The sequence below is a fragment of the Streptomyces sp. NPDC006134 genome, assembly GCF_040628835.1.
In the GTDB taxonomy this organism is placed as follows: domain Bacteria; phylum Actinomycetota; class Actinomycetes; order Streptomycetales; family Streptomycetaceae; genus Streptomyces.
In genome coordinates, this window is record NZ_JBEXTV010000076.1 from 1 (window position 1) to 18,404 (window position 18,404).

Here is an 18,404-nt window from a genome sequence, read left to right on the forward strand (position 1 = left end):
GGTGAAGCGGCCCGCCATGGTCTCGGGGTCGAAGGCGTCGGCCTGCCGGACCGTCCCGTCGATCTCCGCCATCTCGGTCTTCGACCTGTTCTCGATCGGCATCGGCCCGTCCAGCTCCCACACGGTCGGCCCGATGCGCGCGGCCCGCATGTTCGCCCGGCGGCTGCGCAACGAGGGCCTGCTGGACTCCGTCGCCTCCGTGCGCTCGGAGCTGTACGGCTCCCTCGGCGCGACCGGCCACGGCCACGGCACGCCCAAGGCGGTGCTGCTCGGCCTGGAGGGCGACTCGCCGCGCACGGTGGACGTGGAGAGCGCCGACGAGCGGGTGGAGGCGATCAAGGCCGGCGGCCGGCTGCGGCTGCTCGGCGAGCGGGAGATCGCGTTCGACTTCGACGCGGACATGATCCTGCACCGCCGCAAGGCCCTCCCCTACCACGCCAACGGCATGACCCTGTGGGCCTACGACGCCTCCGGGACCGAGCTGCTGACCAAGACGTACTACTCGGTGGGCGGCGGCTTCGTCGTCGACGAGGACGCGGTGGGCGCGGACCGCATCAAGCTGGACGACACGGTCCTGAAGTACCCCTTCCGCACCGGCGACGAGCTGCTGCGCCTGACGAAGGAGACGGGCCTGTCCATCTCCGCGCTGATGCTGGAGAACGAGCGGGCCTGGCGCACCGAGGAGGAGATCCGCGCGGGCCTGCTGGAGATCTGGCGGGTGATGCAGGCGTGCGTGGCGCGCGGCATGTCCCGCGAGGGCATCCTGCCGGGCGGGCTGAAGGTGCGCCGCCGCGCCGCGAACACCGCGCGCAAGCTGCGCTCGGAAGGCGACGCGCAGGCCCTCGCCATGGAGTGGATCACGCTCTACGCGATGGCGGTGAACGAGGAGAACGCGGCCGGCGGCCGGGTCGTCACGGCCCCCACCAACGGCGCGGCCGGCATCATCCCGGCGGTTCTGCACTACTACATGAACTTCGTGCCCGGCGCCGACGAGGAGGGCGTGGTCCGCTTCCTGCTGGCCGCCGGCGCGATCGGCATGCTCTTCAAGGAGAACGCCTCCATCTCCGGCGCCGAGGTCGGCTGCCAGGGCGAGGTCGGCTCGGCCTGCTCGATGGCGGCGGGCGCGCTGGCCGAGGTGCTGGGCGGCAGCCCCGAACAGGTGGAGAACGCCGCCGAGATCGGCATGGAGCACAACCTCGGCCTGACCTGCGACCCGGTCGGCGGCCTGGTGCAGATCCCGTGCATCGAGCGCAACGGCATGGCCGCGGTCAAGGCGGTCACGGCGGCGCGGATGGCGATGCGCGGCGACGGCACGCACAAGGTGTCGCTGGACAAGGTCATCAAGACGATGAAGGAGACCGGCGCCGACATGTCGGTCAAGTACAAGGAGACGGCGCGGGGCGGGCTCGCGGTCAACATCATCGAGTGCTAGGAAGCAGGCTCCACCCGACGAAATAACAAGAGTCTTGTTAAATTCGTCGCATGACCACCTCCCCGGCCCCCGGTGAAGGTCCGATCCGCCCGGTCTCCGTCTCCCTCCACGAGGGCACCATCGCGGCTCTCAAGGCGCGTACCGGCAAGCGCGGCATGTCCGCCTACGTCGAGGCCCTCATCCAGCGCCAGCTGGAGCGCGACCGGCTGCGCGAGCTCATCGAGGACGCCGAAGCCGAACACGGACCCGTGGACCAGGCCGCGGTCGAAGCCAAGCGCGCCCTTCTTCGCGGCGACACGGCCGGCTCGGCGGACACGGCGTGAGCGGCACCCTCGTCCTGGACTGCGAGGGCCTGTCCAAACTGGTGAGCCGCACCCCCGAGCTCACCGAGTGGCTCTCCGCCGCAGAGGCCGAGGACATCCGAGTCGTCACCAGCTCCGTCACCCTCGTCGAAGCACGCGATCCGAAGACCCACCAGGCTCGATTCGACTACGCCGTCTCCCGCGTCAACGCCATCCCGCCCGACGAGACCATCGCCCGCCACGCCAGCAAGCTCCTCGCCGCAGCCGGCCTCCACGGCCACAGGTACGCCCTCGACGCGATCGTGGCCGCCACCGCGATGGCCTCCCCCTCCCCCGTGACCGTCCTGACGTCGGATCCCGATGACCTCCTGATGCTGTGCGGCACCGGCGTCCGCGTGGTCAAGGTCTGACGCAGCGCGGTGCCGGAGCGGCTGCGGCTCCGGTTCCCTGCCGGCCGGCGCGGTTCCGCCCGTTCGTCCGTGCGCCCGTTCGTCCGTGCGCCCGTTCGTCCGTGCGCCCGCTGCCGGTGCGCCGAAGGCGGTGATCTGCGCGACCGGCCCGTGACCGGGCGTCAGCCCGGCAACCGGGAGGTGTTCAGCCGCTCGTCCGCTCTCACCCGGCCCACCGGCCGGGACGGCGCGGGGCGGGCTCGCGGTCAACATCATCGAGTGCCGAGCCGCGCGCCGGTGGACCACCGGAGCCACCCAGAGAACGGATGATTCCACTCCGGTGGAGGATCGACCGCGCGGTACCGGGGCATAACCCAACTTCCAGCCGTTTCTGGCCCTTTCGGGAGTCCCCATGCTGCACGGCATCGACGTGAGCGCCTACCAGTCCGCCTCCTACGACACCGACGGCCTCTCCTTCGTCTTCATCAAGGCGACGGAGGGCCGCTCCTACGTCAACCCCAAACTCGCCGACCAGACCTCGCGCGGCCGTGACGCCGGGCTGGTGGTCGGCTTCTACCACTTCCTGTGGCCCGGCAACCTCACCGCCCAGGCCGAGTACTTCGTCGGCAAGGCCCCCGACCGGGCCGGCGACATCCTCGCCGTCGACTGGGAGACGACGAGCGAGGGAACGCACGCGAGCAACGCCGAGAAGGACCGCTTCATCAAGAAGGTGAAGGAGCTGCGGCCCCACCACCGCGTCGTCCTCTACTGCAACCGCAACTTCTGGCTGAACGTCGACACGACCTCCTACGCCGGGGACGGCCTGTGGATCGCCGACTACGTCACCGCGGGCAAGCCCCGCATCCAGGCGAAGTGGCGTTTCCACCAGTACACCAGCGACCCCCTGGACAAGAACGTCGCCGACTTCGGCAGCAAGGCGGCGCTGAAGAAGTGGGCCGAGGGGGCCTGACGGCACGGCTCCCTCGGCCGGTGCGCGCCCTCGTCAGCCGCGGAAGGCCGCGGGGCGCTCCGGCGACGCCTCCGCCAGGGCCTTGGCCACCGCCTCCACACCGCCCCGCAGGCCGTACACCGGGGTGTCGGGCTGCTGGCGCCAGGAGTCGTCGATGCCGCCCGCGTCGACGGTGTCGAAGCCGAGCTCGTCGATCAGGGCCCGGACCTTCGCCTTGGCCGCCTCGTCGTCGCCGGCCACCGGCACCGCGATGCGGTCGGGGTCTCCGGCGGGGCGGGGGCGGTCCAGGATGTCCTGGGCGTAGGTGCCGTTGAACGCCTTGATCACCGGGTGGCCGATCTGCCGTTCGGTCCAGCGGCTCTCGGTGAGGCCCTCGTCCTCGATCGCCGCGATCCGCCCGTCGCGCTCGCGCGGGTAGTAGTTGTTGGTGTCGATGACGGCGACGCCGTCCGCCGCCTCGTCCAGCAGGCCGGAGGGGAGGTCGGGGACCGCCTTCACCGGAATCGTGATCACCACGATCTCGGCGCCGCGCGCGGCCTCCTCCACGGGCACGGGCGTCGCGCCCGTCTCCTCGGCCAGCGCGGTGAGGGTGTGCGGGCCGCGGGAGTTGGCGACGGAGACGTCGTGCCCGAGGGCGGTGAGCCGCCGGGTGAGGTTGCCGCCGATGTTGCCCGCGCCGATGATGCCGATCTTCATGACAGGCCCTTCCGGAGAGATGCCGATGCACGCGCATACGTGTGTCGTGGGGCGACAACCCCGCCGCTCCCCCTGCTATTCCGCGCCCGCGGCGGCCGGGTGGCGGGCACTCACCCTGCGCCCAGGGACCCGAAGGGGTCCTCCACCTCCTTGCGCACGATCTCCGCGGCGCCCTCCGCGTCCCCGTCGGCGACCGCCCGGAGGATGGCCTCGTGGGCGTCGTCGGCGTGGTTGGGGCCGTGGGCGCGCAGGCCGGTCAGGGCGAGCAGGTCGACCAGGCCCGTGCGCAGGACGGGGGTGAACTCGGTGAACAGGTCGGCCAGGACCGGGTTGTGGGCGGCGGCGACCACCGCCGCGTGGAAGGCGATGTCGGCGTCGACGAAGGCGGTGTCGTCGTCCGAGGCGGAGGCGGCGCGGCGGCCTTCGAGGGCGGCGCGCAGGGCGGCGACGTCGTCGTCGGTGCGGCGTCGGGCGGCCAGGCGGGCCGCGTGGACCTCCAGGGCCATGCGGACCTCGTAGACGTCGTTCACCGCGGCCCGGCGCAGCCGGGTGGGCCAGTCCTCGGCGGGCTCGGTGGCGATGACGAAGACACCGGCGCCCTGCCGGGCCCGGACCAGGCCCGCGCCGGCCAGGGCGCGCAGCGCCTCGCGGACGGTGGAGCGGCCCACGCCGAGCTCCTTGGCGAGGGTGGTCTCGCCGGGGAGGCGGGTGCCGACGGGCCAGTGGCCGCCGGTGATCTGCTCGCGCAGGCGGGCGGTGGCCTGCTCGACCAGGGGGCTGGGGCGGAGCTCACCGAGCGGCATCGGATTCACCAACTTGTCTGGAGGGCCGGGGAGTTCTGAGGAGCCCTCGTCGGGACTCCCGCGGAAATTCTTACTTGTCTGAGGACCTGAGCTGTGGATAGCGTACCGGCATGACGTTCCGCGGTCTGCTTCTTCTCGGCTGCCGCGGCGGGGCCTGACGCGACCGGCACCCCGCCGCGGGGCGCCGTGCTGCCGGTCACCGTCCGACCGAGCCGAAGGCCACCCAGCAGACGATGAGCACGACCACCCCCACCACGACCGCCGACCCCGTCACGACCGCCACGGCCACCGTGACCGCCCCGGCCGCCGCGCCCGTCTGGAATCCCCAGCGGCCGGGGCCGATGCCGTACCACCGCTACCGCCCCTTCGACGAGCGGGTGCGCGTGCCCGTGGCGGCCGGCCGGGACTGGCCCTCCGCCCGCATCCGCCGCGCCCCCCTGTGGGTCCCCGTCGACCTGCGCGACGGCAACCAGGCGCTGGCCGAGCCGATGGACACCCCCCGCAAGCGCCGCTTCTTCGACCTGCTGACCAACATGGGCTTCAAGGAGATCGAGGTCGGCTACCCGTCCGCGAGCCGCACCGACTTCGACTTCGTACGGCACCTGGCGGCCGGCGGGGTGGTGCCGGACGACGTCACGCCGGTCGTCTTCACCCCGGCCCGGCCCGACCTGCTCGACCGCACCTTCGACGCGATCGAGGGGATGCCCAGGGCGGTCGTGCACCTGTACATCGCGACCTCGCCCCTGTGGCGCGACGTCGTCCTGCGCAAGGACCGGCAGGAGGTGCGGCGCATGGTGCGCGAGGCCGCCGCGCTCATGGCCCGCCGCGCCGACCGCAGCGGCGCGTACGTCCGGTTCCAGTTCTCCCCGGAGACGTTCAACCTGACCGAGCCCGACTTCGTCCTCGAACTGTGCGACGAGCTGACGGAGTTCTGGGACGCGAGCCCCGACCGCCCGGTCACCCACAACCTGCCCGCCACGGTCGAGATCGCCACCCCGAACGTCTACGCCGACCAGATCGAGTACTTCCACCGCAACCTGGCCCGCCGGGACGCGGTCGTCCTCTCCGTCCACCCGCACAACGACCGCGGCACCGGCGTCGCCTGCGCCGAGCTCGCCGTCCTGGCCGGCGCCCAGCGCGTCGAGGGCTGCCTGTTCGGCAACGGCGAGCGCACCGGCAACGTCGACCTGGTGACCTGCGCCCTCAACCTGTACACCCAGGGCGTCGACCCGATGATCGACTTCCGGGACATCGACGCCGTCCGCGAGACCGTCGAGCACTGCAACCGGCTCCCGGTGCACCCGCGCCACCCCTACGCCGGCGAGCTGGTCCACACGGCGTTCTCCGGCACCCACCAGGACGCGATCGGCAAGGGGCTGGCCGAGCACGCCCGCCGGGCGCGGGAGGCGGGCGTCGCGGAGGGCGAGCTGCCGTGGGAGGTACCGTACCTGCCGATCGACCCGGCCGACGTGGGGCGTTCCTACGAGGCGGTGATCCGCGTCAACTCCCAGTCCGGCAAGGGCGGCGTGGCGTACCTGCTGCGCGAGGGCCACGGCATCGACCTGCCCGAGCGGATGCGGCCCGCCTTCTCCCGCGTCGTGCAGGAGGCGACGGACGACAGCGGGCGGGAGATGACGGCCGGGGAGCTGTACGAGCTGTTCCGCCGGACCTACCTGGCCGACGACGGCGAGGTGGGGCTGGCGGCCTGGTCCGTCCACCGGGACGGCACCGGCGCCCACCGCTTCGTGTGCACCCTGCGCACCGGAGACCGCACCGGCGACTACGAGGGCACCGGCACCGGCCCGCTCTCCGCCTTCGCCGACGCGCTCGCCGGCGCCGGGCACCCGGTGGAGGTCCTGGACTTCACCGAGCACACCGCCGGCGGGGAGACCACCGCCTACGCCGAGTGCCGCGTCGGCTCCGCCGTCCGCTGGGGCGTGGGCCGGGACGCCTCCGCCCTGGCCGCCTCCGTGCGGGCGGTGCTGTCCGCGGTGAACGGGGCGGCCCGGTGACGCCGGTACTGCGCGCCGAGGACGTGCACGTCGTACGGGACGGCCGGCCGATCCTCCAGGAGGTGTCGCTCACCGTCGCCGCCGGCGAGCACTGGGCGCTGCTGGGCGCCAACGGCGCGGGCAAGTCGACGCTGCTCAACCTGCTCGGCGCCCGGACGCACCCCACGCGGGGCACGGTGGAGGTGCTCGGCCGCCGCCTGGGCCGCGTGGACCTGCGGGAGCTGCGCGCCTACGTCGGCCATGTCGACCCCCGCCATCCGCTCGCCTCGCCGCTCAGGGTCCGGGACGTCGTGCTGACCGGGCTGACCAACTCGGTGGAGCCGGTGCCCCGGTGGCGGCCGGAGCCGGAGGAGGTGGAGCGCGCCGAGCGGCTGATGGCGACGCTGGGGCTGGAGGGGCTGCGCGAGGCGCGCTGGCCCACGCTCTCCCAGGGGCAGCGCGGCCGGACCCTGATCGCCCGCGCCCTGATGCCGCGCCCCCGGCTGCTGCTCCTGGACGAGCCGGCCACCGGACTGGACCTGCCGGGCCGGGAGCAGCTGATCGGCGCGCTGGACGAGCTGCGCCGGGACCATCCGCGCCTGGCGACGGTCCTGGTCACCCACCACCTGGAGGAACTCCCCCCGGGCACCACGCACGCCCTGCTGCTGCGCGACGGCCGCCCGCTCGCCCAGGGGCCGGTGGCGGACGTCCTGACCGGTGACCAGGTCGGCAAGTGCTTCGACCTGCCCCTGGTCCTGGAGCGCCACGACGGCCGCTGGGCCGTGCGCGTCCGGCGCCGCCGGGCGGACGGGGCATGACGCGGGGGCGCCCGCCGGGAAACCGGCCGGGCGCCCCCGGTTCACGCCGTCACTTGTTCAGGTGGGCCCAGAACTCGTCGAACGACAGCAGCTTGTCGCCGTCGAGGTCACGGCTGGCGATGACCGCCTCGGCGACCGCCTCGGTCACGTTCCAGTCACCGCCCTGGGCGAGGGCGGTCTTGAACTCGGCAGCGGTGACGAATCCGTCCCCGTCCGTATCGATCCGCTCGAACTGCTTGCGTGCTTCCTCGATGTCGGCCACCGGTCCGCCCCTCATCTCGTACTCAGGTCGTCTGCTCAGCCTGTTCCGCTGACGCAGGTCAGATTAACCGCCCGCCCTCGCACGCCGTGCGGCGGCCACCCGGCCGGGCTCCTCCCGGCGCCGGGCGGTGGCGCGGGTCGTCTCGCGCCGGCGGGCGGGGCGGGCCGGCGAGGGGGCGGGGCCGGCTGGAACACCCTCGGGCCGCGGGCGTTCCGGCCGGCCGGTCACCTCGGCGTGGGCGCCGAGGCGCTGTGGCTCAGTGCCACGGCCGGTAGTGCGGGTTGCTCTCGCACTCGCTCATGATCTCGGTCTTGGTCTGCTTGTCGACCGGGCAGACGCCGATGATGTACTGCCGGGCGACGCCGCCGGGGAAGGCGACCTCGACCTGGTCGGCCCACCGGTGGGTGTCCCCGATGGTCTTGTTGACGTCGATGCCGCCGGGGGCGTCGATGTAGTAGTTCCAGCCGGACTTGTACCAGGTCTTGTACAGGTCGTGGTCGTACGTCGTCGACACGTACGGCGAGGGCTGGTTGACCAGGACGTACTGCTCGATGTCGTACTGGCCGTTCACGACGTCCTTGGGGTGGAAGCCCTGCTCGAAGACGACCGACGGGCCCCGGCTGTCGCTGCGGTAGAGGGTGCCGCAGGTGGTGCGCCAGACCGGCTCGGGGGTGATGCGGCCGACGTCGACGCGGCGGTCGGCGGCGGCCTTGATCCGGTCCTCGAACTGGGGGCAGGCGGGGGCGGCGGCAGCCGCCCGGGCCGGGGCCGCCGTGGTGGAGGCCGTCGTGGTGGGGGCCGTGGCGGCCGAGGTCGTGAGGACGGCCGCGAGGGACAGGACGGCGGCGGTGGCACGCCGCCGCAGGCGAAGTGTGATCATGGGTGCACGATCGCGGTCCGGGGTCCGCGCGGCACGGATCGTCACTCGTTCGGCGGCGTGTCGACGCGCCCCGCGTCAACGGAAGATGCCGGTGTGCCCCAGGGAGTAGCGGCCCGGCTGCGGGTACACCGCGAGGCCGTGCGGCCCGCTGCCGACCTTGATGCGGGCGAGCTGCTTGCCGGTGCGGGTGTCGATGGCGTACACCTCCGAGTCGTACCGCCCGGACAGCCACAGCACCTTGCCGTCGGCGGAGACGCCGCCCATGTCGGGGCTGCCGCCGTCGGGCAGGTGCCACTTCCTGGTCAGCTTGTCCCGGGTGAAGTCGAAGACGGAGACGGTGCCCTCGCCCCGGTTGGAGACGTACATCTCGCGGGAGTCGCGGCTGACGTACAGGCCGTGGCAGCCCTTGCCGGTGGGCAGCAGGGTCGGCTCGGTGAACTTGTCGCCGTCCAGGACCCACATGCCGTGGGCCATCATGTCGGCGATGTAGAACTTCCTGCCGTCGGGCGAGATCTTCACGTCCTGCGGCATCGCGCCGTCGAACGGCAGCTTCTGCTGGGCGACGACCTCCATCTTCTCCGTGTCGACCTTCAGCAGCTCGCCGCTGAACTCGCAGGAGACGATGAAGTAGCGGCCGTCGAGGGAGAAGTCGGCGTGGTTGACGCCGTAGCAGGAGACCGGCTCGGTCTTGACCTTCTTCATGGTGTGCGGGTCGCGGAAGACCAGTTCGCGGTCGAGGGAGGCCATCACGACGGCGTACTTGCCGTTGGGCGTGAAGTAGAGGTTGTACGGGTCGTGCACCTCCACCGGCTTGCCGGCCTTGCCGGTCCTGGGGTCGATGGGGGTGAGGGTGTGGCCGCGGTTGTTGTTGACCCACAGGGTCTTCAGGTCCCAGGAGGGGACGACGTGCTGGGGCTGGCGGCCGACGGGGATGGTGTCGACGATCTCGTACGTCCTGGGGTCGATGACCGTGACGGTGTCGGACTCGGTGTTGGGGACGTAGACCCGGGAGGGGAAGTCCTTGACCACCGGGGACAGCTTGTTCGGGCGGTCGGCCGCGTAGACGTCCTTGGGATCGAGGACGGGCGGCATGCCGGGCAGGCCGTCGACGGGCTTCTTCTCGGTCGGGGCGGGCTCGGCGGCCCTGGTGGCGCGGGGCGCGGCGGCCCGGTCGTCGCGTTCGGTGCCGCAGGCGGCGAGGGCGGCGAGGGCGACGGCCGCGATCAGGGTGCCTTTCGTCAGGCTGCGGTACGTCGGAGGACGATACTTCGGCGTCATTCACCCCATTTAAGGGGGAGTGCGGATGAAAACGGGTGATTCGCCCGATCGACGGCCGGTCAGGGGCGCCGTGCCCCGCCCCCGTACGGCCCGATACGGCCCCGTGTACGCCCCCGTACAGCCCGGTACGGCCTTGTACGGCCTTGTACGGCCCTAGCGGTCCGCCACCCGCATCTCGAACCACGTCCGCTTGCCGCACGGCAGCAGATCGACCCCCCACCGGTCGGACAGCTTGTCGACGAGGAAGAGCCCTCGCCCGCTGATGTCCGTCTCCCGCACCGGCATCAGGCACGGCAGCCCGCGGGAGGGGTCGCGCACCTCGACGCGGATCCAGCCGGGGCGGCGGCGCATGCGCAGGCCGAAGCGGCGGGCGCCGGTGTGGCGTACGGCGTTGCCCACCAGTTCCGAGACGAGCAGGACGGCGTCCTCGGTCAGCTTCGGGGTGAGCGCCCACTGGCGCAGGGCCACCACCTGGGCGAGCCGCCGCGCGGCGGCCGCCGACTCGGGGCGGGAGGGGAGCTCGACCTCGTTCTCCGCCGGATTGCCGAACGACTCCAGCGCCGTGAGCGCATGTTCGTCCTCGACTGCCGGTGACCAGCGCGCGGCAATCACGCGGCCGGCTCCCCGCGGCTGCCCCAGACCCTCCAGCCCCGCCATGCCCCCCATCATGGCCGCCCGGCGCTCTTCACGGGGCCGTTCCCGGGGAATACGCCCCCGCGGTATCCCGCCCCGCCCCGGCCGAGAGGCGGCCGAGGGCATATGCCGGTGACACGGCCGGGGTGAGGGGGCCTCCGGCGACCTGCGCCGACGGGCCGGCCGGCGGCGGCTGGCGGCCCCTCGGCACGGCGGGCTCCGGTCCGCCCCGCGTCCGGTGCGGACCGCCCCTTCGGGGGACCCGCCGCGGACGTCACGCCGGTGACGCGCCCTCGGGCCGCGCTCCCTGAGGGGTCAGAGGAACTTCGCCTTGCCGGGTCCCTCCTCCACGAAGCTGCGCATCCCGCGCTCCCGGTCCTCCGTGGCGAACAGCCCCGCGAACCAGTTCCGTTCGACGGCGAGGCCGGTGTCGATGTCCGTCTCCAGCCCGGTGTCGACCGCCTCCTTCGCCGCGCGCAGCGCCAGCGCGGGACCCCGCGCCAGCCGCGCGGCCCACGCGTGCGCCTCGGTGTACACGTCGGCGGCCGGCACCACCCGGTCCACCAGGCCCAGAGCGAGCGCCTCGTCGGCCTTCACCTGGCGGCCCGTGAAGATCAGGTCCTTGGCCCTGGAGGGGCCGATCAGCCGGGCCAGCCGCTGGGTGCCGCCCGCGCCGGGGATCAGGCCGAGCAGGATCTCCGGCTGGCCCAGCTTGGCGTTGTCCCCGGCGATGCGGTAGTCGGCACACAGGGCCAGTTCGCAGCCACCGCCCAGCGCGTACCCGGTGACCGCCGCCACGACCGGCTTGGGGATGCGGGCCACGGCCGTGAAGGAGTCCTGCAGGGCGCGGGCGCGCAGGACCATGGCGGTGTGGTCCATCACCTGCATCTCCTTGATGTCCGCGCCGGCCGCGAACACCTTCTCGCCGCCGTAGAGCACCACGGCGCGTACGTCCTCGCGGCGCGCGGCCTCCTCGGCGAGCTCCTTCAGCCGGTCCTGGGTGGCGATGTCCAGCGCGTTCATGGGCGGGCGGTCCAGACGCAGCGTGCCGACGCCGTCTTCGACTTCGAGATGTACGGTCATGCCCAGCAGGTTAACGGTCACTAACGACAGTGACCCCGGTGCGATGACTCACACCGGGGCCGTACGCCAGGACGCCAGGGCCTCAGGGCCTCAGGCGGCGAAGGGTTACGCCTTCCACTTCTCCCAGGACATGTTCCAGCCGTTGTAGCCGTTGTCCGGGGCGACGGTGGCGTCGTTCGAGTTCTTCACGATCACCACGTCGCCGATGAGCGAGTGGTCGAAGAACCAGGCGCCCGGCGCCGTCCTGTCCCAGCCGCCGCGCACGTCGCGCAGGCCGACGCAGCCGTGGCTGGCGTTGCGGTTGCCGAAGGCGTCGCCGCCCCAGTAGTTGCCGTGGATGAAGGTGCCGGAGGTGGTCAGGCGCATGGCGTGCGGGACGTCCTTGATGTCGTACTCGCCGCCGTAGCCGACCGTCTCGCCGTTCATCCGGGTCACGGTGAGCTTCTCGCTGATGACCATCTGGCCGTTCCAGGTCTCGTAGCCGGGCGCGCCGGTGGTGACCGGGATCGTCCTGACGGTCCTGCCGTCCCGCATGACCTTCATCGTGAGCTTCTTGGCGTCGACGACGGAGACCTGGTTGCGGCCGATGGTGAAGGAGACGGTCTTGGACTGCTTGCCGTAGACGCCGTCGCGGCCCTCGACGCCGTCGAGGTCGAGGTCGACGGTGACCTTGGTGCCGGCCTTCCAGTACTTCTCGGGCCGGAAGTCGATCCGGTCGTTGCCGAACCAGTGGCCCTCGACCTCGACGGCCGGTTCCGTCTTGACGCGGATGGCCTTCTCGACGTCCTCGGGGTGGGTGATGCCGCGGGTGAAGCGGATCGAGAACGGCATGCCGACGCCGACGGTGGAGCCGTCCTCGGGGGTGAAGTGGCCGATGAAGGTGTTCTTCGGGGTCAGCGTGGTGAAGCGGGCGTCCTCGGCGGCGGTGCGGCCCTCGGCGTCCTCGGCGACCGCGTGCACCGTGTAGGTGGTGGAGGCGGCCAGGTGGGTGGACGGCGTCCAGGTGGCGCCGTCGGCGGATATCTCGCCCTCGACCTCGGCGCCCTCGGCGTCCTTGACCTCGACCTCGGTCAGCTTCCCCTTCGCGGCGCCGACCTTCAGGGCGCCGCTGGTGTCGACGCCCTTGGCGCCGTCCTTCGGGGCGATGGTGACGACGGCCTCGGACTGCCCGCTCCGCGCCGCGGCGGAGCCCTTGCCCTTGCCGTCGGCGGAGGCGGACCCGGAATCCGATCCGCCGCCGCACGCGGTCACGGCCGTCAGCACCACACCGCACAGCAGCGCCGACAGCCTCCTGATGCTCCGCCCCCGTACGTCAGCCGACGCCCCCGATACCGGTCGCCCGTTCACTTGTTCTCCCCTCGCAGGGCCCTGACCAGGCCCGCACCCCGACGCGTGCTACGCGCTCCGGCGCATATTAACTGCCCGGCGAGGGGCGCCGGCGCTCCGGGATTGTCACCGTTCCGTACCGAGTCCGGTCCGGGCACCGCCGGGGAGGCCGCGGGTGGGAAGGCCGGGGGACGGCCGCCTCGGGGTCACTTCACCGCGCTGCCCGCCTTCCACGCCTTCCAGCTCATGTTCCAGCCGCCGAGCCCGTTGTCGGGAGCGACCTTCTTGTCCTTGCTGCGCACGACCTCGACGACGTCCCCGACCAGGCTGCGGTCGAAGAACCAGCCCGCCGGGGTGTGGGCGCCGCCGCCCTTGTCGTCGCGCAGGCCCACGCAGCCGTGGCTGACGTTGGTCCGGCCGAACACGTCGTCGGGCGCCCAGTAGTTGCCGTGCAGGAAGGTGCCGGAGTCGGTCAGGCGCATGGCGTGCGGGACGTCGGGGATGTCGTACTCGCCGCCGAAGCCGACCGTGCGGCCGTTCATGCGGGTGACCTCCAGCATCTCGGTCACCACCATCTTGCCGTTGTACGTGGTGGTCTTCGGGGCGCCGGCGGTGATCGGCACGGTGGCGAGCAGGTCGCCGTCCCTGCGGACCTCCATGGTGTGCGCGGCGGCGTCGACGACGGAGACCTGGCTGCGGCCGACGGTGAAGGAGAACGTCCGGTCCTGGAGCCCGTAGACCCCGGGCGCCCCCTCGACGTCGCGGAAGCGCAGGGCGACGGTGACCCGGGTGCCGGGCTTCCAGTAGTGCCGGGGCCGGAAGTCGAGCCGGTCGCGGCCGAACCAGTGGGGGCGGATCTCGACGGCGGGGTCGGCGGTGACGCGCACGGCGCGCTCGACGGCGGCGCGGTGGGTGATCTCCCGGTTGAACTCCAGGGAGACGATCATGCCGGTGCCGACGGTGGAGCGGTTCTCCGGGGCGACGTACCCGATGAAGCGTTCCTTCGGGACGTACGTCGTGAAGGTCGCGTGCCGGGCACAGCGGCGCCCGCGGCCGTCCAGGGCGACCGCGTCGACCGTGTAGCGGGCGGCGAGCGCCAGCCTGCCGTCGGCCGGCTCCCAGCGCGACCCGTCGGCGGAGATCCGGCCGGGCACCGGCGTCCGCCGGGCGTCCTGCGACCTGACGACCCGGACCGACTCCAGCCGCCCGCCCGGCACCCGCACCGACAGCTTCTCCCCGGGCCGCACCCCCTTGCTGCCGTCGGCCGGCGAGATCCGGATGGCCTCCTCGGGGGAGGGCGGCTTGCCGAACACGCCGCCGCCCCCGGAACCGCCCGAAGTGCAGCCGGCGGCCCCGGCCAGCAGTCCTGCCCAGGTCAGTAGGGCGGCCAGTGCGGCCCCCGCGCGCCGCGCGCGCCTGTGTACATGCCTCACACCCGCCCCTAACGACGGGGCCCGCCGCGGGGAAACGTGAGTGCGAGCCACGCTCTGGGCAGAACACTGGGGAGGACGACGCGACGGGGAGCCGTGGCCGGGACACCGTGCGCCCTTTTTCCACGTCGTTCCACGAGCCGTGGGAGGCCGACACGTGTCCAGCGCAGCCGAGCAGGAGACGGTGGCCGGGAAGCGGGCCGCCGGCAACGGACAGGACGAACGCCCCGCCGCCGTGGACGGCAGGCCGCGCCGGGCACCCGCCGTGCCCGCGTGGCCGGGGGCGCCGACACCGCTCGGTGCCCGCTTCCGGGTCGGGCCGGACGGGGTGGCGGGCACCAACTTCGCGCTGTGGGCGGGCGGGGCCGAGGCGGTGGAGCTGTGCCTGTTCGACGAGCGGGGGGCGGAGACCCGGGTTCCGCTGACCGAGCTGACCCACCAGATCTGGCACGGCTTCGTGCCGGGCGTGCTGCCGGGGCAGCGCTACGGCTACCGGGTGCACGGACGCTGGGACCCGTGGACCGGCGCCCGCTGGAACCCGGCGAAGCTGCTGCTGGACCCCTACGCGCGCGCGGTGGACGGCGACTTCCGGCTGCCGCCCCAGGTGTACGGGCACGTCCGGGACTGGCCGGAGCAGCACGTGGCCGACACCGTGCGCGACGACCGGGACTCGGCGCCGTACGTCCCCAAGGGCGTCGTCGTCCACGACGACGACGACTGGGCGGACGACCGCCGCCCCAAGACGCCGTGGGCGGACTCGGTCATCTACGAACTGCACGTGCGCGGCTTCACCAAGCTCCACCCCGGCATCCCCGAGGAGCTGCGCGGCACGTACGCCGGGCTGGCGCACCCGGCGGCGATCGAGCACCTGGTGAAGCTGGGCGTGACGGCGGTGGAGCTGATGCCGGTGCACCAGTTCGCGCACGAGGACCACCTGCTGCGGCGGGGCCTGCGCAACTACTGGGGCTACAACTCCGTCGGCTACTTCGCCCCGCACGCCGCCTACGCCGCCTCCGGCACCCGGGGCGAGCAGGTCGGCGAGTTCAAGCGGATGGTGCGCGCGCTGCACGCGGCGGGCATCGAGGTGATCCTCGACGTCGTCTACAACCACACGGCGGAGGCCGGCGAGTACGGTCCCACGCTGTCGCTGAAGGGCATCGACAACCGCGGCTACTACCGCCTCCAGCCGGACGCCCGCCGCTACGCCGACTACACCGGCTGCGGCAACACCCTGCACGTCGTGCAGCCGCACGTGCTGCGCCTGATCACCGACTCGCTGCGGTACTGGGTGACGGAGATGGGCGTGGACGGCTTCCGCTTCGACCTGGCCGCCGCGCTGGCCCGTTCGATGCACGACGTCGACATGCTCTCCCCGTTCCTGGCGGTGATCGCGCAGGACCCGGTGCTGCGCCGGGTGAAGCTGATCGCCGAGCCGTGGGACGTGGGCTCGGGCGGCTACCAGGTGGGCGCGTTCCCGCCGCTGTGGACGGAGTGGAACGACCGCTACCGCGACACCGTGCGGGACTTCTGGCGCCACGCCCTGCCGGACGTGCGGGAGATGGGCTACCGGCTGTCCGGCTCCAGCGACCTGTACGCCTGGGGCGGGCGCCGCCCGTACGCCTCGGTCAACTTCGTCACCTCGCACGACGGTTTCACCCTGCGCGACCTCGTCAGCTACGAGCGCAAGCACAACGAGGCCAACGGCGAGGGCAACCGGGACGGGACGCACGACAACCGCTCCTGGAACTGCGGGGCGGAGGGCGAGACGGACGACGAGGGCGTGCGGGCGCTGCGGCGGCGGCAGCTGCGCAACCTGCTCACCACGCTGCTGCTGTCGACGGGCGTGCCGATGCTGCTCGCCGGCGACGAGATGGGCCGCACGCAGGGTGGCAACAACAACGCCTACTGCCAGGACAACGAGCTGGGCTGGGTGGACTGGAGCCTGCTGGAGGACCCGCGCTGGCGGTCCCTGACCGACCTCGTCTCCCGGCTGATCCGGCTCCGCCACCGCCATCCGGTGCTGCGCCGCCGCGCCTTCTTCTCCGGGCGGGCGCAGTCCTCGGACGGGCTGCGGGACCTGGCCTGGTTCACACCGCGCGGTACGGAGATGACGGAAGGGGACTGGTTCGCGCCCGCCGCCACGCTGGGCATGTACCTGTCCGGGCGGGACATACCCGGCCGGGACGAGCGGGGCGCGCCCGTCGTCGACGACAGCTTCCTGGCCGTGCTGCACGCCGGGGAGCATCCGGTGGACTTCGTGCTGCCGGGGCCGCCGTGGGCGGAGCGGTACGAGGTGGTCCTCGACACCGGCCGGGAGGAGCAGGCCGAGGCGCCGGGCGTGGAGCACCCGGCGGGGGCGGCGGTCACGGTGCCGGCGCGGACGGTGCTGCTGCTGAGGGTCGCCGGCTGAGACCGCGCGTCCCGCATCCCGCGTCTCACGTTTCCCCTTCGTGAACTCCTCGCCGGTCTCCTTGACCCTCCCCCGGCTCCCCTGGCACCGTCCCGGGTCATGAGGACCGCCGCTGATCACCGGTGCGTGGGCGTCGCGCTCGTCGAGCGACGCCACGTCGACCTGTGCCGGCAGGCCAGCGCCGTCTGTCGCTGACGCGCTCCCCTCCTCCTTCCTTCTCTCTTCTTTCCTTTCCTTCCTTAGGTGTGTCCCGGGCCGGGGCACACCCGTCCCGAGGATCACGCATGCCCGACATATCCCGCCGTGCCTTCGGTGGCCTGATCGGTGGCGGTGCCACCGCCGCGGTCGCCGGCACCGCCACCGCCGCCACCGCCGCCCCGGCCGCCCCCGTCGAGCGCCCCTTCCGGGCCCGTACGGCCGGCGCCCGTCCCGTCCGCCGCCCCAACATCCTGTTCATCCTGGGCGACGACCTGGGCTGGGCCGACCTGTCGTCGTACGGCGCCCCGCACATCAAGACCCCGCACCTGGACCGGCTCGCCGCCCAGGGCGTCCGCTTCACCGACGCCTACGCCGGGTCGGCGACCTGCTCACCGACCCGGTTCAGCCTCTACACGGGCCGCTTCCCCGGCCGTACGAAGGGCGGGCTGGCCGAGCCCATCGGCAACCGGACCCAGGGGCTGGACCCGAACCACCCCACCCTCGCGTCCCTGCTGAAGCAGGCGGGCTACGCCACCGCGCTCATCGGCAAGTGGCACTGCGGCTTCCTGCCCGACTACAGCCCCACCAAGTCCGGCTGGGACGAGTTCTTCGGCAACTTCGGCGGCGCCCTGGAGTACTTCTCCAAGCTGGGCCAGCTCGGCGACTACGACCTGTACGAGGGCGACGCCGAGTACGAGGACCTGCGCTACTACACCACGATCCTGACCGAGCGGGCCGTCGAGTACGTCTCCCGCGACCACGGCCGGCCCTGGCTGCTCAACCTCAACTTCACCACCCCGCACTGGCCGTGGCTCACGGAGGACGACGAGGAGGCCGGTGCGAAGATCGCGGCGAAGATCCGCGATGGCAGCGTGCTGGGCGCGCTGCGGCACGACGACGGCGGCTCGGTGGCGAAGTACAAGGAGATGGTGGAGAGCCTGGACGCCGCGGTCGGCCGGGTGCTCACCGCGCTGCGCCGCGCCGGGCAGGAGGAGAACACCCTCGTCGTCTTCGCCAGTGACAACGGCGGGGAGCGCTTCTCCTACCAGTGGCCGCTCAGCGGCGGGAAGTCGGAGCTGCTGGAGGGCGGCATCCGGGTGCCCACCCTCCTGCGCTGGCCGGCCCGGATCGACGGCCGCCAGGTCAGCCACGAGCCCGTCTACTCGCCGGACTGGACGGCGACCCTGCTGGAGGTGGGCGGCGCCCGGCCCCACCCGGCGTACCCGCTGGACGGGCACAGCCTCGCGGGCTACCTGCTGCGCGGCGAGCCCCTGCCCGAGCGCGACCTGTTCTGGCGGGTGCGGGGCAACCGGGCCCTCAGACGCGGCGACTGGAAGTACTACCGGGACGCGGACGGCAGGGACCACCTGTACCACCTGGCCGCCGACGCCCGCGAGCAGGCCGACCTCGCCGCCGACCGGCCCGGGCTGCTGGCCGAGCTGCGGGCGGCCTGGGAGAAGGTGGACGCCACGCTGCTGCCGTACACGGCGTCCTGACCGCCGG

At 72.7% G+C, this 18,404-nt stretch carries 18 protein-coding genes; 9 read left to right on the forward strand and 9 right to left on the reverse strand.

All coding sequences use genetic code 11. The annotated features are described in order from the left end of the window. Positions 1-16: 16 nt before the first annotated feature. The 4 genes from ABZ340_RS32935 to ABZ340_RS32950 all read left to right on the forward strand — a co-directional run bounded on the left by ABZ340_RS32935 (position 17) and on the right by ABZ340_RS32950 (position 3,093). Entirely contained in the window at positions 17-1,432 is a 1,416-nt protein-coding gene (locus ABZ340_RS32935) for an L-serine ammonia-lyase (RefSeq protein WP_358785574.1), read from the forward strand. A 50-nt stretch (positions 1,433-1,482) separates the two neighbouring features. Then, positions 1,483-1,755 carry a hypothetical protein gene (locus tag ABZ340_RS32940; RefSeq protein WP_358785549.1) on the forward strand — a complete coding sequence of 91 codons (273 nt, stop codon included), beginning with the start codon at positions 1,483-1,485 and terminating at the stop codon, positions 1,753-1,755. Beyond that, a complete protein-coding gene (locus tag ABZ340_RS32945; protein ID WP_358785550.1) occupies positions 1,752-2,144 on the forward strand; it encodes a PIN domain-containing protein in 393 nt (130 codons plus the stop codon). The genes ABZ340_RS32940 and ABZ340_RS32945 overlap by 4 nt, the downstream gene beginning before the upstream one ends. A gap of 391 nt (positions 2,145-2,535) precedes the next feature. Beyond that, positions 2,536-3,093, forward strand: coding sequence for a glycoside hydrolase family 25 protein (locus ABZ340_RS32950; RefSeq protein WP_358785551.1), 558 nt, complete (start codon positions 2,536-2,538; stop codon positions 3,091-3,093). A gap of 33 nt (positions 3,094-3,126) precedes the next feature. On the opposite strand, the gene ABZ340_RS32955 is transcribed toward ABZ340_RS32950, so the two are convergent. Both ABZ340_RS32955 and ABZ340_RS32960 read right to left on the reverse strand, forming a co-directional pair. After that, positions 3,127-3,789 (reverse strand): NAD(P)-binding domain-containing protein, encoded by a 663-nt coding sequence (locus ABZ340_RS32955; RefSeq protein ID WP_358785552.1) that lies wholly within the window; start codon positions 3,787-3,789, stop codon positions 3,127-3,129. Positions 3,790-3,899: 110 nt separating this feature from the next. Further along, the gene (locus tag ABZ340_RS32960; RefSeq protein ID WP_358785553.1) at positions 3,900-4,592 is read right to left on the reverse strand and encodes an FCD domain-containing protein; all 693 of its coding nucleotides are present in this window, start codon (positions 4,590-4,592) and stop codon (positions 3,900-3,902) included. 341 nt (positions 4,593-4,933) lie between these two features. Between ABZ340_RS32960 and leuA the strand changes: the two genes are divergently transcribed. Both leuA and ABZ340_RS32970 read left to right on the forward strand, forming a co-directional pair. Next, on the forward strand, positions 4,934-6,604 hold the full coding sequence (leuA, locus tag ABZ340_RS32965; RefSeq protein WP_358785575.1) for a 2-isopropylmalate synthase: 1,671 nt from the start codon (positions 4,934-4,936) through the stop codon (positions 6,602-6,604). Next, positions 6,601-7,401, forward strand: a complete 801-nt coding sequence (locus tag ABZ340_RS32970; RefSeq protein ID WP_358785554.1) for an ATP-binding cassette domain-containing protein — start codon at positions 6,601-6,603, stop codon at positions 7,399-7,401. The genes leuA and ABZ340_RS32970 overlap by 4 nt, the downstream gene beginning before the upstream one ends. Positions 7,402-7,450: 49 nt before the next feature. Here the strand turns inward: ABZ340_RS32970 and ABZ340_RS32975 are convergent, their stop codons facing one another. From ABZ340_RS32975 to ABZ340_RS33005, 7 genes are all read right to left on the reverse strand, one after another. Further along, the gene (locus ABZ340_RS32975; RefSeq protein ID WP_358785555.1) at positions 7,451-7,663 is read right to left on the reverse strand and encodes an EF-hand domain-containing protein; all 213 of its coding nucleotides are present in this window, start codon (positions 7,661-7,663) and stop codon (positions 7,451-7,453) included. A gap of 256 nt (positions 7,664-7,919) precedes the next feature. After that, entirely contained in the window at positions 7,920-8,543 is a 624-nt protein-coding gene (locus ABZ340_RS32980) for an ADP-ribosyltransferase (protein ID WP_358785556.1), read from the reverse strand. Between the two features lie 75 nt (positions 8,544-8,618). Then, the gene (locus tag ABZ340_RS32985; RefSeq protein ID WP_358785557.1) at positions 8,619-9,821 is read right to left on the reverse strand and encodes a hypothetical protein; all 1,203 of its coding nucleotides are present in this window, start codon (positions 9,819-9,821) and stop codon (positions 8,619-8,621) included. Between the two features lie 153 nt (positions 9,822-9,974). Beyond that, positions 9,975-10,478, reverse strand: coding sequence for an ATP-binding protein (locus tag ABZ340_RS32990; RefSeq protein ID WP_358785558.1), 504 nt, complete (start codon positions 10,476-10,478; stop codon positions 9,975-9,977). A gap of 291 nt (positions 10,479-10,769) precedes the next feature. Then, positions 10,770-11,537 carry an enoyl-CoA hydratase-related protein gene (locus tag ABZ340_RS32995; protein WP_358785559.1) on the reverse strand — a complete coding sequence of 256 codons (768 nt, stop codon included), beginning with the start codon at positions 11,535-11,537 and terminating at the stop codon, positions 10,770-10,772. 105 nt (positions 11,538-11,642) lie between these two features. After that, entirely contained in the window at positions 11,643-12,884 is a 1,242-nt protein-coding gene (locus ABZ340_RS33000; RefSeq protein WP_358785560.1) for an Ig-like domain-containing protein, read from the reverse strand. Positions 12,885-13,069: 185 nt separating this feature from the next. After that, a complete protein-coding gene (locus tag ABZ340_RS33005) occupies positions 13,070-14,296 on the reverse strand; it encodes an Ig-like domain-containing protein (protein WP_358785561.1) in 1,227 nt (408 codons plus the stop codon). A gap of 154 nt (positions 14,297-14,450) precedes the next feature. On the opposite strand from ABZ340_RS33005, the gene glgX reads away from it, so the two are divergent. The 3 genes from glgX to ABZ340_RS33020 all read left to right on the forward strand — a co-directional run bounded on the left by glgX (position 14,451) and on the right by ABZ340_RS33020 (position 18,397). Then, entirely contained in the window at positions 14,451-16,703 is a 2,253-nt protein-coding gene (gene glgX / locus ABZ340_RS33010; RefSeq protein ID WP_358785562.1) for a glycogen debranching protein GlgX, read from the forward strand. A 99-nt stretch (positions 16,704-16,802) separates the two neighbouring features. Further along, entirely contained in the window at positions 16,803-16,898 is a 96-nt protein-coding gene (locus tag ABZ340_RS33015; RefSeq protein ID WP_358785563.1) for a putative leader peptide, read from the forward strand. A gap of 89 nt (positions 16,899-16,987) precedes the next feature. Beyond that, positions 16,988-18,397, forward strand: coding sequence for a sulfatase-like hydrolase/transferase (locus ABZ340_RS33020; RefSeq protein ID WP_358785564.1), 1,410 nt, complete (start codon positions 16,988-16,990; stop codon positions 18,395-18,397). Positions 18,398-18,404: the final 7 nt, after the last annotated feature.

Excerpts from the sequence above, each read along its gene's own strand:
- ABZ340_RS32950 (WP_358785551.1), top strand. The coding sequence starts at position 2,536 with ATGCTGCACGGCATCGACGTGAGCGCCTACCAGTCCGCCTCCTACGAC.
- ABZ340_RS33015 (WP_358785563.1), top strand. The coding sequence starts at position 16,803 with ATGAGGACCGCCGCTGATCACCGGTGCGTGGGCGTCGCGCTCGTCGAG.
- ABZ340_RS32940 (WP_358785549.1), top strand. The coding sequence starts at position 1,483 with ATGACCACCTCCCCGGCCCCCGGTGAAGGTCCGATCCGCCCGGTCTCC.
- ABZ340_RS32980 (WP_358785556.1), bottom strand. The coding sequence starts at position 8,543 with ATGATCACACTTCGCCTGCGGCGGCGTGCCACCGCCGCCGTCCTGTCC.
- ABZ340_RS32955 (WP_358785552.1), bottom strand. The coding sequence starts at position 3,789 with ATGAAGATCGGCATCATCGGCGCGGGCAACATCGGCGGCAACCTCACC.
- ABZ340_RS32985 (WP_358785557.1), bottom strand. The coding sequence starts at position 9,821 with ATGACGCCGAAGTATCGTCCTCCGACGTACCGCAGCCTGACGAAAGGC.
- ABZ340_RS32935 (WP_358785574.1), top strand. The coding sequence starts at position 17 with ATGGTCTCGGGGTCGAAGGCGTCGGCCTGCCGGACCGTCCCGTCGATC.
- ABZ340_RS32990 (WP_358785558.1), bottom strand. The coding sequence starts at position 10,478 with ATGGCGGGGCTGGAGGGTCTGGGGCAGCCGCGGGGAGCCGGCCGCGTG.
- leuA (WP_358785575.1), top strand. The coding sequence starts at position 4,934 with ATGCCGTACCACCGCTACCGCCCCTTCGACGAGCGGGTGCGCGTGCCC.
- ABZ340_RS32960 (WP_358785553.1), bottom strand. The coding sequence starts at position 4,592 with ATGCCGCTCGGTGAGCTCCGCCCCAGCCCCCTGGTCGAGCAGGCCACC.
- ABZ340_RS32995 (WP_358785559.1), bottom strand. The coding sequence starts at position 11,537 with ATGACCGTACATCTCGAAGTCGAAGACGGCGTCGGCACGCTGCGTCTG.
- ABZ340_RS33020 (WP_358785564.1), top strand. The coding sequence starts at position 16,988 with ATGCCCGACATATCCCGCCGTGCCTTCGGTGGCCTGATCGGTGGCGGT.